The 16,878-nt window shown below is 48.8% G+C and carries 13 protein-coding genes; all 13 read left to right on the plus strand.

What is annotated here, in order from left to right; genetic code table 11:
• Positions 1-489: 489 nt before the first annotated feature.
• The 13 genes from NYE50_RS04275 (at position 490) to NYE50_RS04335 (ending at position 16,804) form a co-directional block, all read left to right on the plus strand.
• Positions 490-1,473, plus strand: a complete 984-nt coding sequence (locus NYE50_RS04275; RefSeq protein ID WP_007408522.1) for a tRNA dihydrouridine synthase — start codon at positions 490-492, stop codon at positions 1,471-1,473.
• Between the two features lie 156 nt (positions 1,474-1,629).
• Entirely contained in the window at positions 1,630-2,109 is a 480-nt protein-coding gene (locus NYE50_RS04280) for a DUF6884 domain-containing protein (RefSeq protein ID WP_017419128.1), read from the plus strand.
• Positions 2,110-2,385: 276 nt separating this feature from the next.
• Positions 2,386-3,387, plus strand: a complete 1,002-nt coding sequence (acoA, locus tag NYE50_RS04285; RefSeq protein ID WP_003155540.1) for an acetoin:2,6-dichlorophenolindophenol oxidoreductase subunit alpha — start codon at positions 2,386-2,388, stop codon at positions 3,385-3,387.
• A 1-nt stretch (position 3,388) separates the two neighbouring features.
• On the plus strand, positions 3,389-4,417 hold the full coding sequence (gene acoB, locus NYE50_RS04290; RefSeq protein WP_224988620.1) for an acetoin:2,6-dichlorophenolindophenol oxidoreductase subunit beta: 1,029 nt from the start codon (positions 3,389-3,391) through the stop codon (positions 4,415-4,417).
• Positions 4,418-4,431: 14 nt separating this feature from the next.
• Positions 4,432-5,625, plus strand: coding sequence for a dihydrolipoamide acetyltransferase family protein (locus NYE50_RS04295; protein ID WP_094296490.1), 1,194 nt, complete (start codon positions 4,432-4,434; stop codon positions 5,623-5,625).
• A 14-nt stretch (positions 5,626-5,639) separates the two neighbouring features.
• Positions 5,640-7,019 carry a dihydrolipoyl dehydrogenase gene (lpdA, locus tag NYE50_RS04300; RefSeq protein ID WP_053285218.1) on the plus strand — a complete coding sequence of 460 codons (1,380 nt, stop codon included), beginning with the start codon at positions 5,640-5,642 and terminating at the stop codon, positions 7,017-7,019.
• 106 nt (positions 7,020-7,125) lie between these two features.
• A complete protein-coding gene (locus NYE50_RS04305) occupies positions 7,126-8,934 on the plus strand; it encodes a sigma-54-dependent Fis family transcriptional regulator (protein ID WP_159353911.1) in 1,809 nt (602 codons plus the stop codon).
• 65 nt (positions 8,935-8,999) lie between these two features.
• Positions 9,000-9,182, plus strand: a complete 183-nt coding sequence (locus NYE50_RS04310) for an H-type small acid-soluble spore protein (RefSeq protein WP_003155535.1) — start codon at positions 9,000-9,002, stop codon at positions 9,180-9,182.
• A gap of 170 nt (positions 9,183-9,352) precedes the next feature.
• Positions 9,353-10,702, plus strand: a complete 1,350-nt coding sequence (gene glvA, locus NYE50_RS04315; protein ID WP_053285216.1) for a maltose-6'-phosphate glucosidase — start codon at positions 9,353-9,355, stop codon at positions 10,700-10,702.
• Between the two features lie 68 nt (positions 10,703-10,770).
• Positions 10,771-11,532, plus strand: a complete 762-nt coding sequence (locus NYE50_RS04320) for a MurR/RpiR family transcriptional regulator (protein ID WP_159353912.1) — start codon at positions 10,771-10,773, stop codon at positions 11,530-11,532.
• A gap of 16 nt (positions 11,533-11,548) precedes the next feature.
• Entirely contained in the window at positions 11,549-13,135 is a 1,587-nt protein-coding gene (locus NYE50_RS04325; RefSeq protein ID WP_159353913.1) for an alpha-glucoside-specific PTS transporter subunit IIBC, read from the plus strand.
• A gap of 137 nt (positions 13,136-13,272) precedes the next feature.
• Positions 13,273-15,006, plus strand: coding sequence for an ABC transporter ATP-binding protein (locus NYE50_RS04330; RefSeq protein ID WP_159353914.1), 1,734 nt, complete (start codon positions 13,273-13,275; stop codon positions 15,004-15,006).
• The gene (locus tag NYE50_RS04335) at positions 14,987-16,804 is read left to right on the plus strand and encodes an ABC transporter ATP-binding protein (protein WP_021493852.1); all 1,818 of its coding nucleotides are present in this window, start codon (positions 14,987-14,989) and stop codon (positions 16,802-16,804) included. The genes NYE50_RS04330 and NYE50_RS04335 overlap by 20 nt, the downstream gene beginning before the upstream one ends.
• Positions 16,805-16,878: the final 74 nt, after the last annotated feature.

Below are 16,878 nucleotides of genomic sequence, written 5' to 3' on the forward strand. Positions count from 1 at the left end.
TCATATTATTTCTTGAAATTCGTTTTCCGCAAATGATATTGAGATACGGATATGGTGCAGCGTTAAATATTTTATCTTCGATAACAGGACAAATATTTTGCATTGGTAATAGGGAGAACTCATATGATATTCTATTTAGGTTGGAATCCTTTTTGTCCAAAAAGAGCAAAAGTAAGGCCGCTAAGAAAGATGAAGGTCAGCGCTACTACTAATAAACCACAATATAAAAAAATAGGTGTAGATAATCATCACACTTTTTTCTCTTTCGAACCGATTATATGGTTAAGGAGTTGTAAGGTGTTCTATCATATCTATTCTGCTTCAGTTTGCTTTTCACTTTTTAACGAGTAAAAAGTGAAATGTTCAAAATTTACTATCGTTTGATAAGAAGTGCTGACACATGCTATAAGTGTAAAAGAAGCATGGTCAGTTTTTAATTTTGGGATAAAGGTTTGGCTGTATCCCATCATGAAAGGATTTGGATTTGTTATGACAGATAATTTCTGGCGTGAATTACCGCGGCCATTTTTTGTACTGGCACCAATGGAAGATGTGACGGATGTCGTTTTTCGCCATGTTGTGAGTGAAGCAGGCAGACCTGATGTGTTTTTCACAGAGTTTACAAACTCAGAAAGCTATTGTCACCCGGATGGGAAGGATAGTGTGCGCGGCCGTTTGACTTTCACGGAGGATGAACAGCCGATGGTTGCCCACATATGGGGAGATAAGCCTGAAAACTTTCGCCAAATGAGTATTGGGATGGCGGAATTAGGGTTTAAGGGCCTGGATATCAATATGGGCTGTCCTGTACCTAATGTGGCGGGGAATGGAAAGGGAAGCGGCCTGATTTGCCGTCCTGAAGTTGCAGCCGAATTAATACAGGCGGCGAAAGCAGGAGGTCTGCCGGTCAGTGTGAAGACCAGACTTGGCTACACGGACATAGACGAATGGCGCGGCTGGCTGACACACATACTGAAACAAGACATTGCGAATCTTTCCATTCATCTGCGTACAAGAGCGGAAATGAGTAAAGTAGATGCGCATTGGGAGCTCATCCCGGAAATCAAGAAACTTCGTGATGAGATAGCGCCGGATACCCTTTTGACGATCAATGGGGATATTCCTGACCGTGAAACCGGCTTGAAACTCGCTGAACAATACGGTGTTGACGGGATTATGATTGGACGAGGCATTTTTACTAATCCATTCGCCTTTGAAAAGGAGCCGAGAGAGCATAGCAGTAAGGAATTGCTTGATCTTTTGAGATTGCATCTGGATCTTCATGATGAATATTCAAAAGCAGAAGCCCGAGCATATAAACCGCTCCCCCGCTTTTTCAAGATATATCTCCGCGGATTCCGGGGAGCAAGTGAATTAAGAAATCAATGCATGAATACAAAGTCAACAGATGAAGTGCGTGCATTGCTCGATGACTTTGAGAGAAAGTATCTTGATGGGATGGAGCAAGAGTGACATAAACAACCTTCATCCGGCCCGGATTTCGATTTGAATTCCGGGTCTTTTTGTGTGCAGTTTTTACCCAGACAGATCCATGGCCAGTTTCGTCATGCAGAAATAAACGAATAATGGTACATTGATAGGAGATACATCATAAAGGGGGAGAGAAAAATGAAACGACTGTGCATCATCCCCTGCGGCAAGAAAAAAATTTGGGATGTCCATTCAGATACAGGTCCGGTAAGGGCGGAAGACGCTTATCTCAGCCCGTTTCATCAGGCGTGCGAGCGATATGCGAAAGCATTTTTCGATGAGTGGGTGATTTTGTCGGCGAAGCACGGATTCCTTCGTCCGGATGATATTGTTCCCGGAAATTACGATGTCACTTTTGGAACCGGTCATCCGGAGATCATGGCAGCGGACGAGCTGCGCCGTCAATTTCATGAAAAAGGCTTCTCCGACATCGAGGAGCTTGTCATGCTTGGCGGGAAAAAATACCGAAGCGTCCTAAACGCCGTCATCGGAGAGCATCAGCATATCACCTGGCCTTTGTCATCGTATAAAGGCATTGGCTACATGCTTCAAGCGCTGAATCGGGCTGTTGAAGAAAAGCATGAACTGCAGCACGTGGATATGAAAAAAAGAGTGTAACCACTCAAACGCCACGATAGACTGTATGCAGAAGAATGAAGCAGTTAAAAGATTTCCGAGGAAATAAATACGTCGATCATTGTCAAAGACAGGGTGATGCCCGGTCTTTTTTGTATGCCATAAAACGAGACAAAGGGAACAGATCGAGACAAAATGAGACACCTGTCTCAAACTGTCTCCATTGTAAAAATAAAAACATTCATTTTACGGGCTTCAAAGGCTGGCATGCTTCTTGCATTTATAAGTGTGAACCCTAAATAGAAGGAGGCGCACAAAATGGAATTGTTAAAACGAGAAGGCTTGTCATTAACTGAGGAGAAAGCGCTGTGGATGTACCAAAAGATGCTGGAAATCAGGGGCTTTGAAGACAAAGTGCATGAACTGTTCGCGCAAGGAGTGCTTCCCGGATTCGTCCATTTGTATGCCGGTGAAGAAGCGGTAGCTGCGGGCGTGTGCGCTCATTTAGATGATGGCGACAGCATTACAAGCACACACAGGGGACATGGCCATTGTATCGCCAAAGGCTGTGATCTGGACGGCATGATGGCGGAAATATTCGGAAAAGCGACCGGACTGTGTAAAGGCAAAGGCGGTTCTATGCACATTGCGGATCTTGATAAAGGCATGTTAGGCGCAAATGGAATCGTCGGGGGCGGATTCACGCTCGCATGCGGATCAGCGCTCACGGCTAAATATAAACAAACTAAAAATGTAAGCGTTTGCTTTTTTGGAGACGGAGCCAATAACCAAGGGACTTTCCATGAAGGGCTGAACTTAGCGGCAGTATGGAATCTTCCTGTCGTGTTCATCGCCGAAAACAACGGTTACGGCGAAGCGACGACATTTGAGTACGCGTCAGCCTGTGATTCAATCGCCGATCGGGCGGCTGCCTACAACATGCCGGGGGTCACGGTGGACGGAAAAGATATTTTAGCGGTTTATCAGGCAGCCGGGGAAGCGATAGAAAGAGCAAGAAACGGCGGAGGCCCGTCTTTGATTGAATGTATGACTTACAGAAACTACGGACATTTCGAAGGGGATGCCCAAACGTATAAAACAAAGGATGAAAAGACTGAGCATCTTGAAGAAAAGGATGCCATTCAAGGCTTTAAAAACTATCTTCTAAAAGAAACAGATGCAAATAAACTGTCAGACATCGAACAGCGTGTCAGCGAATCGATTGAAAAAGCCGTCTCGTTCAGCGAAAAGAGTCCATATCCGAAAGAGTCTGAGCTGTTGACAGACGTCTACGTGTCATATGAAAAAGGGGGAATGTGAGATGGCGAGAGTCATAAGCATTTCGGACGCGATCAATGAAGCAATGAAGCTTGCGATGAGAAAAGATGACAATGTGCTTGTAATCGGTGAAGATGTCGCCGGGGGAGCGGCGGTCGATCATTTGCAAGATGATGAAGCATGGGGCGGTGTATTAGGGGTCACAAAGGGGCTCGTACAGGAATTCGGCAGAAACAGGGTGCTGGACACACCGATTTCTGAGGCGGGCTACATGGGTGCGGCCATGGCTGCGGCATCCACGGGGCTGAGACCGATTGCGGAACTGATGTTTAACGATTTTATCGGCACGTGCTTTGATCAGGTGATCAACCAAGGGGCGAAATTCCGCTATATGTTCGGCGGTAAAGCGCAAGTGCCGATCACCGTCCGCACCACATACGGAGCCGGGTTCCGGGCAGCCGCTCAGCATTCGCAGGCGCTGTATGGCCTGTTCACCAGCATCCCGGGTCTGAAGACGGTTGTGCCGTCCAATCCATATGACGCCAAAGGTTTGCTGCTGGCGGCAATAGAAGACAATGATCCGGTATTCTTTTTTGAAGATAAAACGTCCTACAACATGAAGGGCGAGGTGCCGGAAGATTATTATACAATCCCGCTCGGAAAAGCGGATATCAAACGCGAAGGCAGCGACATCACGCTGTTTGCGGTCGGCAAGCAGGTCAATACCGCGCTTGAAGCGGCTGCACAGCTTTCTGAGAAAGGCATCGACGCCGAGGTGCTTGATCCCCGGAGTCTGTCTCCTTTAGATGAGGAAGCGATTTTCACATCGTTAGAAAAAACAAACCGGCTGATCATCATAGACGAAGCCAATCCGCGCTGCAGCATCGCCACGGATATTGCTGCGATTGTCGCCGATAAGGGCTTTGATTTGCTTGATGCGCCGATTAAACGGATTACAGCGCCGCATACACCGGTGCCGTTTTCGCCGGTGCTTGAAGATCAATATTTACCGACACCAGACCAAATTGTCAGCGTCACGCTTGAATTGCTTGGCGAGCCGGCAATGAATTAAAGGAGGGATATAGAATGGCTGTAAAAGTAGTAATGCCGAAGCTGGGAATGGCGATGAAGAAAGGTGAAGTATCCGTCTGGAATAAAAAAGTCGGCGACCCGGTTGAAAAGGGAGAAAGCATCGCCAGCATCAACTCGGAAAAAATAGAAATGGAAATAGAAGCGCCTGAAAGCGGCACGCTTCTTCATATTAAAGTCAAAGAGGGAGAAGGAGTCCCGCCGGGAACGCCCATCTGTTATATCGGGGAAAACGGCGAAGAAGTGCGGGAGAAGGAGGCGCCGGCTCCTGAAAAAGCCGGGAAACCGCAATCTGAACCTGAACATATTCCCGCTCCCAAAGCCGGGCAAAAGCGTAAACACCGCGTGAAAATATCTCCCGTTGCCCGAAAAATGGCGGAGAAAGCCGGGTTGAAAGTTGATACGCTGAACGGGACGGGGCCCGGAGGCAGAATCGTAAAAGCTGACGTCATCAAGGCCATGAAGACGGAATCTGAACCGCAGTCTTCGGTTCAGACGGCACAGCCGGAGGGAAAACCGGCTTCAGCGATGAGAAAAGTGATTGCAGACCGAATGCACAAAAGCCTGCAAAACAGCGCCCAGCTGACGCTGACTATGAAAGCGGACATTACGGAGCTTGTAAAATGGCAGCGGCAGCTCGCCGACAGCGCGAAAAAGCGGAGCGGTGTTAAACTGACGGTCACACATTTCGTATCCCGGGCCGCGGTGCTTGCGCTGAAACAGCATCCTGAGCTGAACAGCTCTTATCAAGAGGAGCGGATCATCACCTATCCATATGTCCACCTCGGGATGGCGGTTTCTCTTGAAAACGGTCTCGTCGTGCCGGTGATCCGGGATGCGGAAAAGCTTTCATTCCTTGAGCTTGCGGATCACATCAGCACATCGGCACGCCGGGCGCGGGAAGGCAATGCTTCCGGAGATGATCTGCACGGATCGACATTTTCTATTACAAATCTCGGGGGTTACGGAATTGAGCATTTCACTCCGATTCTTAATCCGCCTGAAGCCGGTATTCTCGGAGTAGGCGCAAGCTATGAAACGCCGGCGTTTAAAGGAGATGAGCTTGTCAAAAGCACCATGCTGCCGCTGAGCCTTACCTTTGATCACAGAGTATGTGACGGCGCACCGGCTGCGGACTTCCTGAAAACGGTCAAAGCGCTGCTTGAAGAGCCGGCCGGATTGATTTTATAGAGAGGGTGAAGAGATTGACACTAGCCATTATCGGCGGCGGGCCTGCCGGATATGCAGCTGCCGTGACTGCCGCGCGGAGGGGAGAAGAAGTCGTTCTGATCGACAAAGGGCCGCTCGGAGGCACTTGTCTCAATGAGGGATGCATCCCGACAAAGTCGCTTTTGGAAAGCGCGAATGTGCTCGATAAAATCAGGCATGCAAATACATTCGGCATCGAACTGCCGCAAAACATTACACTCAATTGGGCCCGCATGCAGGGGCGCAAACGGCAAATCGTCAGCCGGCTCGTGCAGGGAATTCAATACTTAATGAAAGCAAATCAGATTAAAGTCATCAGCGGGACAGCTTCATTTCTCACAGAGCAGACATTGCTTGTTGAAGGAGAAGGAGGCGCAAAAGACATTCTGGAAGCGGATCGGATATTGATTGCATCCGGATCTGAACCGGCGGAGCTGCCGTTTGCCCCATTTGACGGCGATTGGGTGATCGACAGCAAAGATGCGCTTTCTTTACAGAAAATCCCTTCTTCTCTGCTTATTGTCGGGGGAGGTGTGATCGGCTGTGAATTTGCCTCTTTATTCAGCCGGTTTAAAACGAAAGTGACGGTGATTGAATCGGCTGACCGGCTGCTCCCGGCAGAAGACGGGGAAATCGCCGCCGTTTTCGAAGACTCTTTAAGAGACAGCGGGGCTGATATTCAGACAAAAGCCGCCCTTCAACGGATTGATAAAGAAAGGAAAACTGCCGTGTGGACAAAAGACGGCAAAGAAATTGAGGCGCAGGCTGATCACGTTTTGGTTGCAATCGGGAGAAAGCCGCGTTTGCATGGCTTGAATCTGGAGCAGGCCGGCATCCGGTATTCTCCGCGCGGTATTGAAGTCAATGACCATATGCAGACCAATGTGCCTCATATATACGCATGCGGCGATGCGGCCGGAGGAATGCAGCTCGCGCATGCCGCCATTCATGAAGGAATCACAGCCGCCGCGCATGCCACGGGAAAGGACAGCAAAGTCGATATGCGGGCGGTGCCCCGCTGTATTTATACATCGCCGGAAATGGCCGCTGTCGGGCTGACGGAAACACAGGCGAGAGAAACATACGGAGATGTGAAAATCGGAGAATGTTCATTTTCTGCTAACGGAAAAGCGTTAATTAAACATCAGCATGGCGGCAAAATGAAAATCATTGCCGAACCGGAATTCGGAGAAATCGTCGGCGTGTCAATGATCGGGCCGGACGTGACGGAATTGATCGGTCAGGCGGTCATGATGATGAACGGTGAAATGACGGCGGATATGTCGGAGCACTTTATCGCGGCGCATCCGACTCTGTCAGAGACGCTTCAGGAAGCCCTGCTGAATGTCACCGGACTTGCGGTGCATTCCGTATAACCGGAATACCCTTTCTCAGATGAGAAGGGGTATTTTTCGTTGAAAGCGCTTTATTTTTCCCCTACAATATATGAAAAGATGGTCTGAACAGGGGGGAGCGAATACAATGAATGTCATTCGGAATGATTTTAAAACCTGGAAGCGCTTTGTGAAAGAAGGCGTGCTTGATGAATCCCGTATTCAGAAGCGGGTGGCGGCCTCATGGCACCGCTGCAAAAAAGCCGACGTCAATCCTTATCTCGAAAAGGGGCCGAATGTAATGCCGGCAGATCATTTAGAAAGGCAGGCCGAAAAGCATGCGTTATTTTTAGCGGCCTCAACGCCGTATGCAGAAAGAATGAAAACGGCAATGCGGGAAATGGAAATGATGGTTCTCCTGATTGATTCAGACGGCGTTGTCCATTCAGTTGACGGCCACCCGCGCACCATTCATGAAGCGAACCGCATCAATTTCTTAAAAGGCGCCCGCTGGACGGAAACGGCCGTCGGCACGAATGCGATCGGGACGGCTCTTTATACAAATGAGCCGGTCATGATACACGGCTCTGAACATTATTCGCTCGCTTCTCATCAATGGAGCTGTTCCGCCGCGCCGATCCGTTATGAAGACGGACGGCTGGCGGGTGTCATTGATATTTCCTGCCCCGCCGCCCGCGCTCAGCCTTTTATGCTCGGAATTGCCTCCTCCATCGCTTATACGGCGGAACGGGAGCTTGCCCTAAAGATCAAAATGACAGAACTTGACATGATCAGCAAATTCGCCGGGCTGACCCGGTCTCACGATCCGATCGTGCTTTGCAATGAAATGAGCCGGGTTATCGCTGCAAGCCGTCCCGTTCAGCATTTTACCGGACATACGCTGCGCGAGCTTGAGGAACAGGGCTTTCACATCAAGCAGGCGAAGCGGGAGGAGAACGGCTACACGTGCATTTACTTATCCAAACGAGAAGAAAAGCCTTCTTTTTTATTCCATGGTGCGGCAGGCAAAAGCCCGTCATCCCGACATATGCTCCAGCAGCTGGAGCTTGTCGCCCGAACGGACGCAACCGTCTGTCTTACGGGAGAAACCGGGACGGGAAAGGAGGTTGCCGCCCGGGCGATTCATAACAACAGCTCCAGGAAAAACGGCCCGTTTATCGCCGTCAATTGCGGAGCGGTCCCCGAAAAGCTGATTGAGAGCGAACTGTTCGGCTACTCGGAAGGCGCCTTCACCGGGGCCAAACGGAAAGGACATAACGGCGCTTTGCAAAAAGCCGATAAAGGCACGCTTTTCCTCGATGAAATCGGAGAAATATCACACTCCATGCAGGTCGCTCTGTTACGGGTGCTGCAGGAACGGAAAGTCACCCCGGTCGGCGGGACAAAAGAGATTCCCGTCGACATCAGAATCATCACTGCCACCCACACTGATCTGAGACAGCTTGTCGAATGCAAAAAGCTGAGAGAAGATTTATTTTACCGGCTTCACGTCTGTCCGATCCATCTCCCTCCATTAAGAGAACGCACCGAAGACATTCCCGGACTCTTCCTTGAATTTCAGCGAAATCGCGGCTGGCGGGGGGAGCTTCCTGATGACTTTTTAGACCTATTAAAGAGCCGGAAATGGCCGGGGAATATCAGGGAATTGTTTAATGTATTTGAACGTCTTTCCGTCATGTTCCCGGACGGACGGCTGTCAGAACGCCCCATCGCAGCCCTGCTTGAAGCGTCAGGTCTTAAAGAGGCGGCCGAGTCTTATGAACAGGAAGAAGCGTCCCCCGTCTCCATCCGGGAGCACATTCAGAAAAACATCATCGTAAACGCGCTTGAATCGGCGAAGGGAAATGTCACGCTGGCCGCCAAAATGGCCGGAATCCCGCGGAGCACGTTTTACAAACGCCTCAAAAAATTCAAACTCACCGCCGGACAATTGTAAGAAACAAGCATACTTCTCTTGGCTGCCGGACACGTTATGTGTGAGGCCTAAAGGAGGTTTGAAACGTGAATACACAGCGTGCGAAAGACATTTCGGAATCCGCCGCCATGGCGTATGTGACGTATGAAGGAGTCCCGATTTATATTCAGCATGTCAACGAAGACAAGGAAACAGCCAGAATTTTTCCGATCGGAAATCCGCAATTTGAGCAGGAAGTGCTGCTTTCTGATTTACAAGAGCATTTTTGAGAATGGGTCTGCTGATGACAGCAGGCCTCTTTCGTACCTGTGGGAACTTTCCCGCTTTTTGAGAAAAATAACTAAAAATGATTAAATGATCTAACTCCTCCAAACCTGGTACAGATCGGACCTTCTCATGATATAAATAAAATGTAAACGTTATCAGAGGAGGGCTTCACATGACAGACAAATCATTCTCAATCGTTATTGCAGGCGGCGGCAGCACATTTACCCCCGGAATTGTATTAATGCTTTTGAATCACCTGGAAGAGTTTCCGATCAGAAAGCTGAAACTTTATGACAATGATAAAGAAAGGCAGGAGCGGATTGCGGGTGCGTGTGAGGTATTCATAAAAGAAAAAGCGCCGGACATTGAATTTTTGGCGACTGATGACCCAGAGACGGCTTTTACGGATGTTGACTTCGTCATGGCGCATATCCGCGTCGGAAAATATGCGATGCGCGCACTCGATGAACAAATCCCGCTGAAGTACGGCGTGGTCGGCCAGGAAACATGCGGGCCGGGCGGAATCGCATACGGCATGCGCTCTATCGGCGGTGTTCTGGAGATTCTTGATTATATGGAAACGTACTCGCCTGACGCATGGATGCTGAATTACTCCAATCCGGCGGCGATTGTGGCTGAAGCTACACGGCGCCTCAGACCGAATTCAAAAATATTGAACATCTGCGACATGCCGGTCGGAATTGAGGATCGCATGGCGAACATCCTCGGATTATCTTCACGGAAAGAAATGAACGTCCGTTACTACGGCTTGAACCACTTTGGCTGGTGGACGTCCATCACAGACCGGCATGGCAATGATTTAATGCCGAAGCTGAAAGAGCATGTCCGTGAATACGGCTACGTTCCGAAGACGGAGGTTGAACAGACTGAAGCAAGCTGGAATGACACATTCAAAAAAGCGCGCGACGTTCAGGCGGCTGACCCGGATACGCTTCCGAACACATATCTGCAATATTACTTATTCCCGGATGATATGGTGAAAAAATCAAACCCGAACCATACGAGAGCCAACGAAGTCATGGAAGGGCGCGAAGCTTTCATTTTCAGCCAATGCGATATGATTACGCGCGAACAATCATCGGAAAACAGTGAAATTAAAATTGATGATCATGCTTCCTATATCGTCGACCTTGCCCGGGCCATCGCTTACAACACAGGGGAGAGAATGCTGTTAATCGTTGAAAATAACGGCGCGATCGCAAACTTTGATCCGTCAGCCATGGTTGAGATTCCTTGTCTCGTAGGTTCAAACGGACCTGAACCGCTCTCAATCGGGAACATACCGCAATTTCAAAAAGGTCTGATGGAACAGCAGGTGTCTGTCGAAAAACTGACGGCTGAAGCGTGGGAAGAGCGGTCATTTCAAAAGCTGTGGCAGGCGCTGATTCTGTCAAAAACAGTGCCGAACGCCCGTGTGGCAAAACTGATTCTTGAAGATCTGATGGAGGCTAATAAGGACTACTGGCCTGAACTTGATGTAAGTCCGTCTCATATTTCTTGATGACAATCGTCCCCGTTTTCTTTATCTGTTATTCTATATAATAGAAAGAAAACGGGGGGATTTTTGGGATGAGTCTTGAAGAACTGGTTAACCAGCATTACGCGAAATTAAATGACAACGATTTTTATATTTTAAAATATATATTGAATCATAAACATACGTGCTACCATCTCGGTATCAATGACATGGCGAAAGCCTGCAATGTCTCTCGGTCTTCCATCCTGCGGCTCGCCCAAAAACTGGGCTTCAGCGGCTATAGTGAATTCCGGGTTTTTCTGAAATGGGAGGATCAGCCTGAAGAGGGCGAGAATATGACGTTTGAAAAGCTGCTGGATGATATTGAAGCCAATGTAAAATACGTGAAGTCAAAAGATATGACGGAGATGTGCCGGCTGATAGATGAAGCAAAACGGATTTTCGTTTACGGATCGGGGACGGCTCAGAGGGTGTGCGCCCGTGAGCTGCAGCGGATGTTTGTATCCCGGCGGAAGTATCTGATTTTAATTCAGGACATTATAGAGTTTGATATCATGTGTGATGATTTTAAGGTTGATGACGTATTCATCATTATTTCTTTATCCGGTGAAACACCCGAATTAATTCCGCAGGTAAGGACCCTGTCCGCAAAGGGAGTTCCGTTTATTTCAATCACCAATCTGAAAAACAACGTACTGGCGCAAACGACGCCGTATAATCTTTATGCGACCAGCAAGCCGGTGACGTTAAGCGATAAAACGGAAATCGTCGCATTTGCCCCGTTTTTTCTGGTGGGCGAAGCGTTATTCCGTGCATATGTTGATTATAAAGAGCTCGAAAATTTTGATGAATAGCGGGAGGTCACGTGAAATGATGCAAAAAGTCCAGCGCTTCGGCAGCGCGATGTTTGTGCCTGTTTTATTATTTGCATTTTCCGGTATTATTGTCGGTCTGAGTACGCTGTTTAAAAATAAAACGCTGATGGGGCCGCTGGCTGATCCTGACGGGCTTTGGTATCAATGCTGGTACGTCATTGAACAGGGCGGCTGGACCGTCTTTAATCAAATGCCGCTCCTGTTTGCGATCGGCATACCTGTCGCTTTAGCGAAAAAAGCGCAGGCACGAGCCTGTTTGGAAGCGTTTACAGTTTATCTGACATTCAATTACTTTATCAATGCGATTCTGACGGTTTGGGGCGGGGCTTTTCATGTCGATATGACTCAGGAAGCCGGCGGAACGAGCGGGCTGACGATGATCGCCGGCATCAAAACGCTTGATACGAATATTATCGGCGCCATCTTTATTTCATCTATTGTCGTGTATTTGCACAATCGTTATTTTGATAAAAAACTGCCGGATTTTCTGGGGATTTTTCAAGGATCTTCATACATCGTTATCATTTCTTTCTTTATTATGATACCGATTTCACTTGCGGTGGCATACGTATGGCCGATGGTTCAGTCCGGAATCGGATCGCTGCAAAGTTTTCTCGTTTCTTCCGGGGCGATCGGCGTGTGGATTTACACGTTCCTGGAGCGGATTTTAATCCCGACCGGTCTGCATCATTTTATTTACTCGCCGTTTGTTTACGGTCCGGCTGTGGCTGAAGGCGGTATCGTCACCTATTGGGCGCAGCATCTCGGGGAATACTCTCAAAGCGTCAAACCGCTGAAAGAATTGTTCCCGCAGGGGGGCTTCGCGCTTCACGGCAACTCGAAAATCTTCGGCATTCCGGGAATCGCGCTCGCTTTTTACGTCACGGCTTCAAAGGAAAAGAAAAAAATCGTCGCCGGCCTTTTGATTCCGGTCACCTTAACGTCCATTGTCGCGGGAATTACAGAGCCGATTGAATTTACATTCCTTTTTATCTCGCCGTTTTTATTTGCGGTTCATGCTTTGCTTGCCGCTTCCATGGCAACCGTCATGTATATGGCCGGCGTCGTCGGAAATATGGGAGGCGGTTTGATCGAAGCTGCGACCTTGAACTGGATCCCGCTGGCGTCAAGCCACGGCTTGACGTATGTATACCAGATCATCATCGGGTTGTGTTTTACCGCTATTTACTTTTTCGTCTTCCGTTTCCTCATTCTCAAATTCAACATCGCCACACCGGGCAGAGAAAAAGAGGAAGGGCAGGAAACAAAGCTCTATTCGAAAAAGGAGTACAGAGAACGGAAGCAGGCTTCAAAAGAAACAGCGGCGGCAGACGAAACACAGCGGGATACAGCCGCTTTGTATATTGAAGCGCTGGGCGGAAAAGACAATATTACGGAGGTCACCAACTGCGCCACCCGTCTCCGCGTCACTGTCGCTGATGAATCAAAGGTCAAAAGTGACGCCGATTTCAGAGAGCTGGGAGCCCACGGCGTCGTCAGAAAAGGCAGGGCGCTTCAGGTCATTGTCGGATTAGGCGTTCCGCAAATGCGGGAGCGTATTGAACAGCAATTGGATCAATAAGGTCAAAACCTTCCCCTCCCCGGGAAGGTTTTATCTTTTTCGCAGATTATTGAAAAAACGGCACACCAAATTTCTTTATTCATTTGCCGGAAAGGCATAAAATAATAATATTGAACAAAGGATTTGGAGGCTTACACATGTCAAAGGCTTTATCATATGTAAAACCGTATTCTCTTTTGGCGGGAATCGCTCTGTTTTTCATGCTCATCGAGCTTGCGGTAGAGCTGATACAGCCCCTGCTGATCGGGAAAATCATTGACGAAGGAATTTTAAAGCAGGATCTCGGTACGGTTTGGCTGTGGGGCGGCGTGATGATCGGACTGACCGCTGTTTCATTCGCATCGGGCATTTTAAATTCATTCTACTCCGCCCACATCAGCCAGAGCTATGCGTATGATACGCGAAAAGGGCTTTTTCAAAAAATTCAATCCTTCTCTTATTCGACGTTTGCGCAATTCTCATCCACATCGTTTATCACCCGGCTGACAAACGATGTGACACAGGTCCAGAATATGCTTTTCATGAGTCTCCGGTTTATGCTTCGTGCGCCGTTAATGATCGCGGGCGGCATTATTCTCTCGCTGACCGTCAATGCGAAACTCGGATTTTTTCTGCTGATCACGGTGCCGATTTTGCTTTTGTTTTTGCTGTGGGTGCTGAAAAGAGGCGGCGCGCTGTTTCGGTCTGTGCAAAAGCGGCTTGATCAGGTCAACACGATCATGCAGGAAAACCTGACGGCGATCAAACTGATTAAAGCGCTCCTCCGTGCAAACCACGAAGTGAAACGTTTTTTGAAATCGAATACGAAGCTGATGGAAAAAACGGTCTCCGCTTTTCGTCTCGTGGAAGCGGCGATGCCGATTTTAATGCTGCTGATGAACATTTGCATTTTGTTTATCTTATGGTTCGGCGCCAAAAGCATTGCTCAGGGCGGAGCGCAGGTCGGCGATGTCGTTTCCGTCATTAACTATGCGACGCGGATTACAGGCGCGCTGTCCGTCCTTCCTTTTCTCATCATGGTATTTTCCCGGGCGAAGGCTTCCGGGGAAAGAATCGGCGAGGTGCTGGAAACAGAAGGCGGCGAGGGAACGGGGCAGGACCCGGCACGGGCGCTTGCAGGCGCGATTGAGTTTCGCGAAGTGTCCTTCCGCTATCCGGGCATGGAAAAAGACGCGCTGCATCACGTGTCCTTTTCTGCCAGCCCGAAAGAAACGGTTGCCATTATGGGCGCGACAGGTTCAGGGAAATCAACGCTTTTTCAGCTGATTCCGCGCCTGTACACGGCTGATTCGGGCAGTATTTTCATAGACGGCAAACCGATCGGTGAATTCTCCGCTTGCGGCCTGCGCAGGGAAATCGGCTATGTTCCGCAGGAAGTGCTTCTGTTTTCGGGCACAATCCGTGAAAATATCGCCTGGGGGCGGGAGGATGCTTCACTAGATGAAGTAATGGAAGCGGCCAAAGACGCGCAAATCCATGACACGATTATGAAGCTGTCAAACGGATACGACACGGTGCTGGGACAGCGGGGCGTTAATTTGTCAGGCGGGCAGAAGCAGCGGATTTCCATCGCGCGCGCTTTTATCAGAAAGCCGTCCCTCCTGCTGTTAGATGACAGTACGAGCGCGCTCGATCTTCAGACGGAAGCGAAGCTTTTACAAGCGATCAGATCCTATGAATGCACGACACTGATTATTACGCAGAAAATAACGACTGCGATGAAGGCTGACACCATCTTATTGCTTGAAAACGGCGAACTGCTGGCCAAAGGCACGCACAAAGAGCTGATGGCACAGTCTCATCTGTACCGGCAGATTTATGAATCACAATTCGGAAAGGAGGGAGCTGACAATGCAAAAAGACATTCGTAAACCTTTCCGATATCCGAAAATACCGCTCAAATCAAATGAAGGCGGCAGAAAACGCGCGAAAGCAAAAGATACAAAAGGCACGCTGCGCAGAATCTGGTCTTATGTAGCCGAGAAAAAAGGGCTTTTAACCCTTGTGATCATCATGGTAGTCATAAGCGCCATATTCGGCCTGCTCGGACCGTTCGTCATCGGGAAAGCGATTGATCATTTTATCGTCGGACAGACGACAGACGGATTGGCGGGGGTGCTGTTCATGCTGTTTGTGATTTACCTCGTGCAATCATTGTCCTTATGGTTTCAAAACTATTGGATGATCAATATCTCGCAAAGCACCGTGTTTAAAATGCGGAGCGAGCTGTTTACCCATCTGCATGAGCTGCCGATTCCGTTTTTTGATAAACAGCGGCTCGGGGACTTAATGAGCCGGGTCACCAATGATATCGAAAATGTCAGCTCCACTTTAAATACATCCGTCATTCAAGTGCTGTCGAGCGTCATTACATTCGTCGGCACAATCGCCGTCATGCTGTACATGAGTCCGCTTTTAACATTGATCACGCTTTTGATTATTCCGATCATGCTTTTGAGCATTAAATGGATCACCAACCGGACGGGACTGCTGTTTAAACAGCAGCAGAAAAACCTCGGCGAGCTGAACGGTTTTATTGAAGAGTCGATATCAGGGGCGAAGGTCATTAAAGCCTATTCGAGGGAAGACCGCGTCATGGAACAATTTTTAGAAAAAAACGCGGCGTTACAATCATCGGGGTTTTGGGCGCAGACAATTTCGGGATTCATTCCGAAAGTAATGAACTCTTTAAACAATTTAAGCTTTACGATTATAGCGGCGGTCGGCGGGCTGTTTGCGCTGAAGGGATGGATTTCAATCGGTGCCATCGTCGTATTCGCCGAATACTCGCGGCAGTTCACGCGCCCTTTAAATGATTTAGCCAATCAGTTCAATACGATGTTATCGGCCATCGCCGGGGCTGAACGGGTGTTTGACGTGCTGGATGAAAAAGAGGAGCGGGAAGATGAAGAGCATGCGCTGTACCAGCCGATCAAAACGGGAGAAATTGAATTCCGAGATGTCTCCTTCGGCTATCAGGAAGACAGCCTGATCTTAAAACACCTGTCCTTCAGCGTTCCGAAAGGACAGTCAATCGCCTTCGTCGGACCGACCGGAGCGGGTAAAACAACCGTTACGAGCCTGATCGCCCGTTTTTACGAGCCGAATAACGGAAAAATCCTCATTGACGGAACGGACATCAAAAAACTGACGAGATCCAGTCTGAGAAAAAACATGGGGTTTGTCCTGCAGGATTCCTTTCTCTTTCAGGGCACCATCAGGGAAAATATCCGTTACGGCCGTCTGGACGCATCTGATCAAGAGGTGGAGGCAGCCGCAAAAGCCGCCAATGCCCACGGATTCATCGAACGGCTCCCGAAAGGCTACGATACCGTCCTTACCCAAAACGGTGCGGGCATCAGCCAAGGACAAAAACAGCTTATTTCCATCGCGAGAGCTGTGCTGGCGGACCCGGTGCTGCTCATTTTGGATGAAGCGACGAGCAACATTGATACGGTGACGGAAGTGAAAATACAAGAAGCGCTCGGCCGTTTAATGGCGGGCAGAACAAGCGTCATCATCGCTCACAGGCTGAACACGATTCAAAAAGCCGATCAGATTCTTGTACTGAAAGACGGCGAAATGGCTGAAAAAGGAACCCATGCCGAACTTCTCAGCCAGAACGGGTTTTACCAAGAATTATATGAAAGCCAGTTCCGGGAATCATAGATAGGAAAAAAGACCTCCGACAGAGTGCGGAGGTCTTTTTTTCGCGAAGGCAAATAGTACTTTTAAGTTATTTT

Origin of the sequence: Bacillus sp. EU55 (genome assembly GCF_038005925.1) — a bacterium.
In the GTDB taxonomy this organism is placed as follows: domain Bacteria; phylum Bacillota; class Bacilli; order Bacillales; family Bacillaceae; genus Bacillus; species Bacillus velezensis.

Bases quoted from the DNA above. Each gene is read 5' to 3' on its own strand.
- NYE50_RS04275 (WP_007408522.1), top strand. From the start codon at position 490: ATGACAGATAATTTCTGGCGTGAATTACCGCGGCCATTTTTTGTACTG.
- NYE50_RS04280 (WP_017419128.1), top strand. From the start codon at position 1,630: ATGAAACGACTGTGCATCATCCCCTGCGGCAAGAAAAAAATTTGGGAT.
- acoA (WP_003155540.1), top strand. From the start codon at position 2,386: ATGGAATTGTTAAAACGAGAAGGCTTGTCATTAACTGAGGAGAAAGCG.
- acoB (WP_224988620.1), top strand. From the start codon at position 3,389: ATGGCGAGAGTCATAAGCATTTCGGACGCGATCAATGAAGCAATGAAG.
- NYE50_RS04295 (WP_094296490.1), top strand. From the start codon at position 4,432: ATGGCTGTAAAAGTAGTAATGCCGAAGCTGGGAATGGCGATGAAGAAA.
- NYE50_RS04305 (WP_159353911.1), top strand. From the start codon at position 7,126: ATGAATGTCATTCGGAATGATTTTAAAACCTGGAAGCGCTTTGTGAAA.
- glvA (WP_053285216.1), top strand. From the start codon at position 9,353: ATGACAGACAAATCATTCTCAATCGTTATTGCAGGCGGCGGCAGCACA.
- NYE50_RS04320 (WP_159353912.1), top strand. From the start codon at position 10,771: ATGAGTCTTGAAGAACTGGTTAACCAGCATTACGCGAAATTAAATGAC.
- NYE50_RS04325 (WP_159353913.1), top strand. From the start codon at position 11,549: ATGATGCAAAAAGTCCAGCGCTTCGGCAGCGCGATGTTTGTGCCTGTT.
- NYE50_RS04330 (WP_159353914.1), top strand. From the start codon at position 13,273: ATGTCAAAGGCTTTATCATATGTAAAACCGTATTCTCTTTTGGCGGGA.
- NYE50_RS04335 (WP_021493852.1), top strand. From the start codon at position 14,987: ATGCAAAAAGACATTCGTAAACCTTTCCGATATCCGAAAATACCGCTC.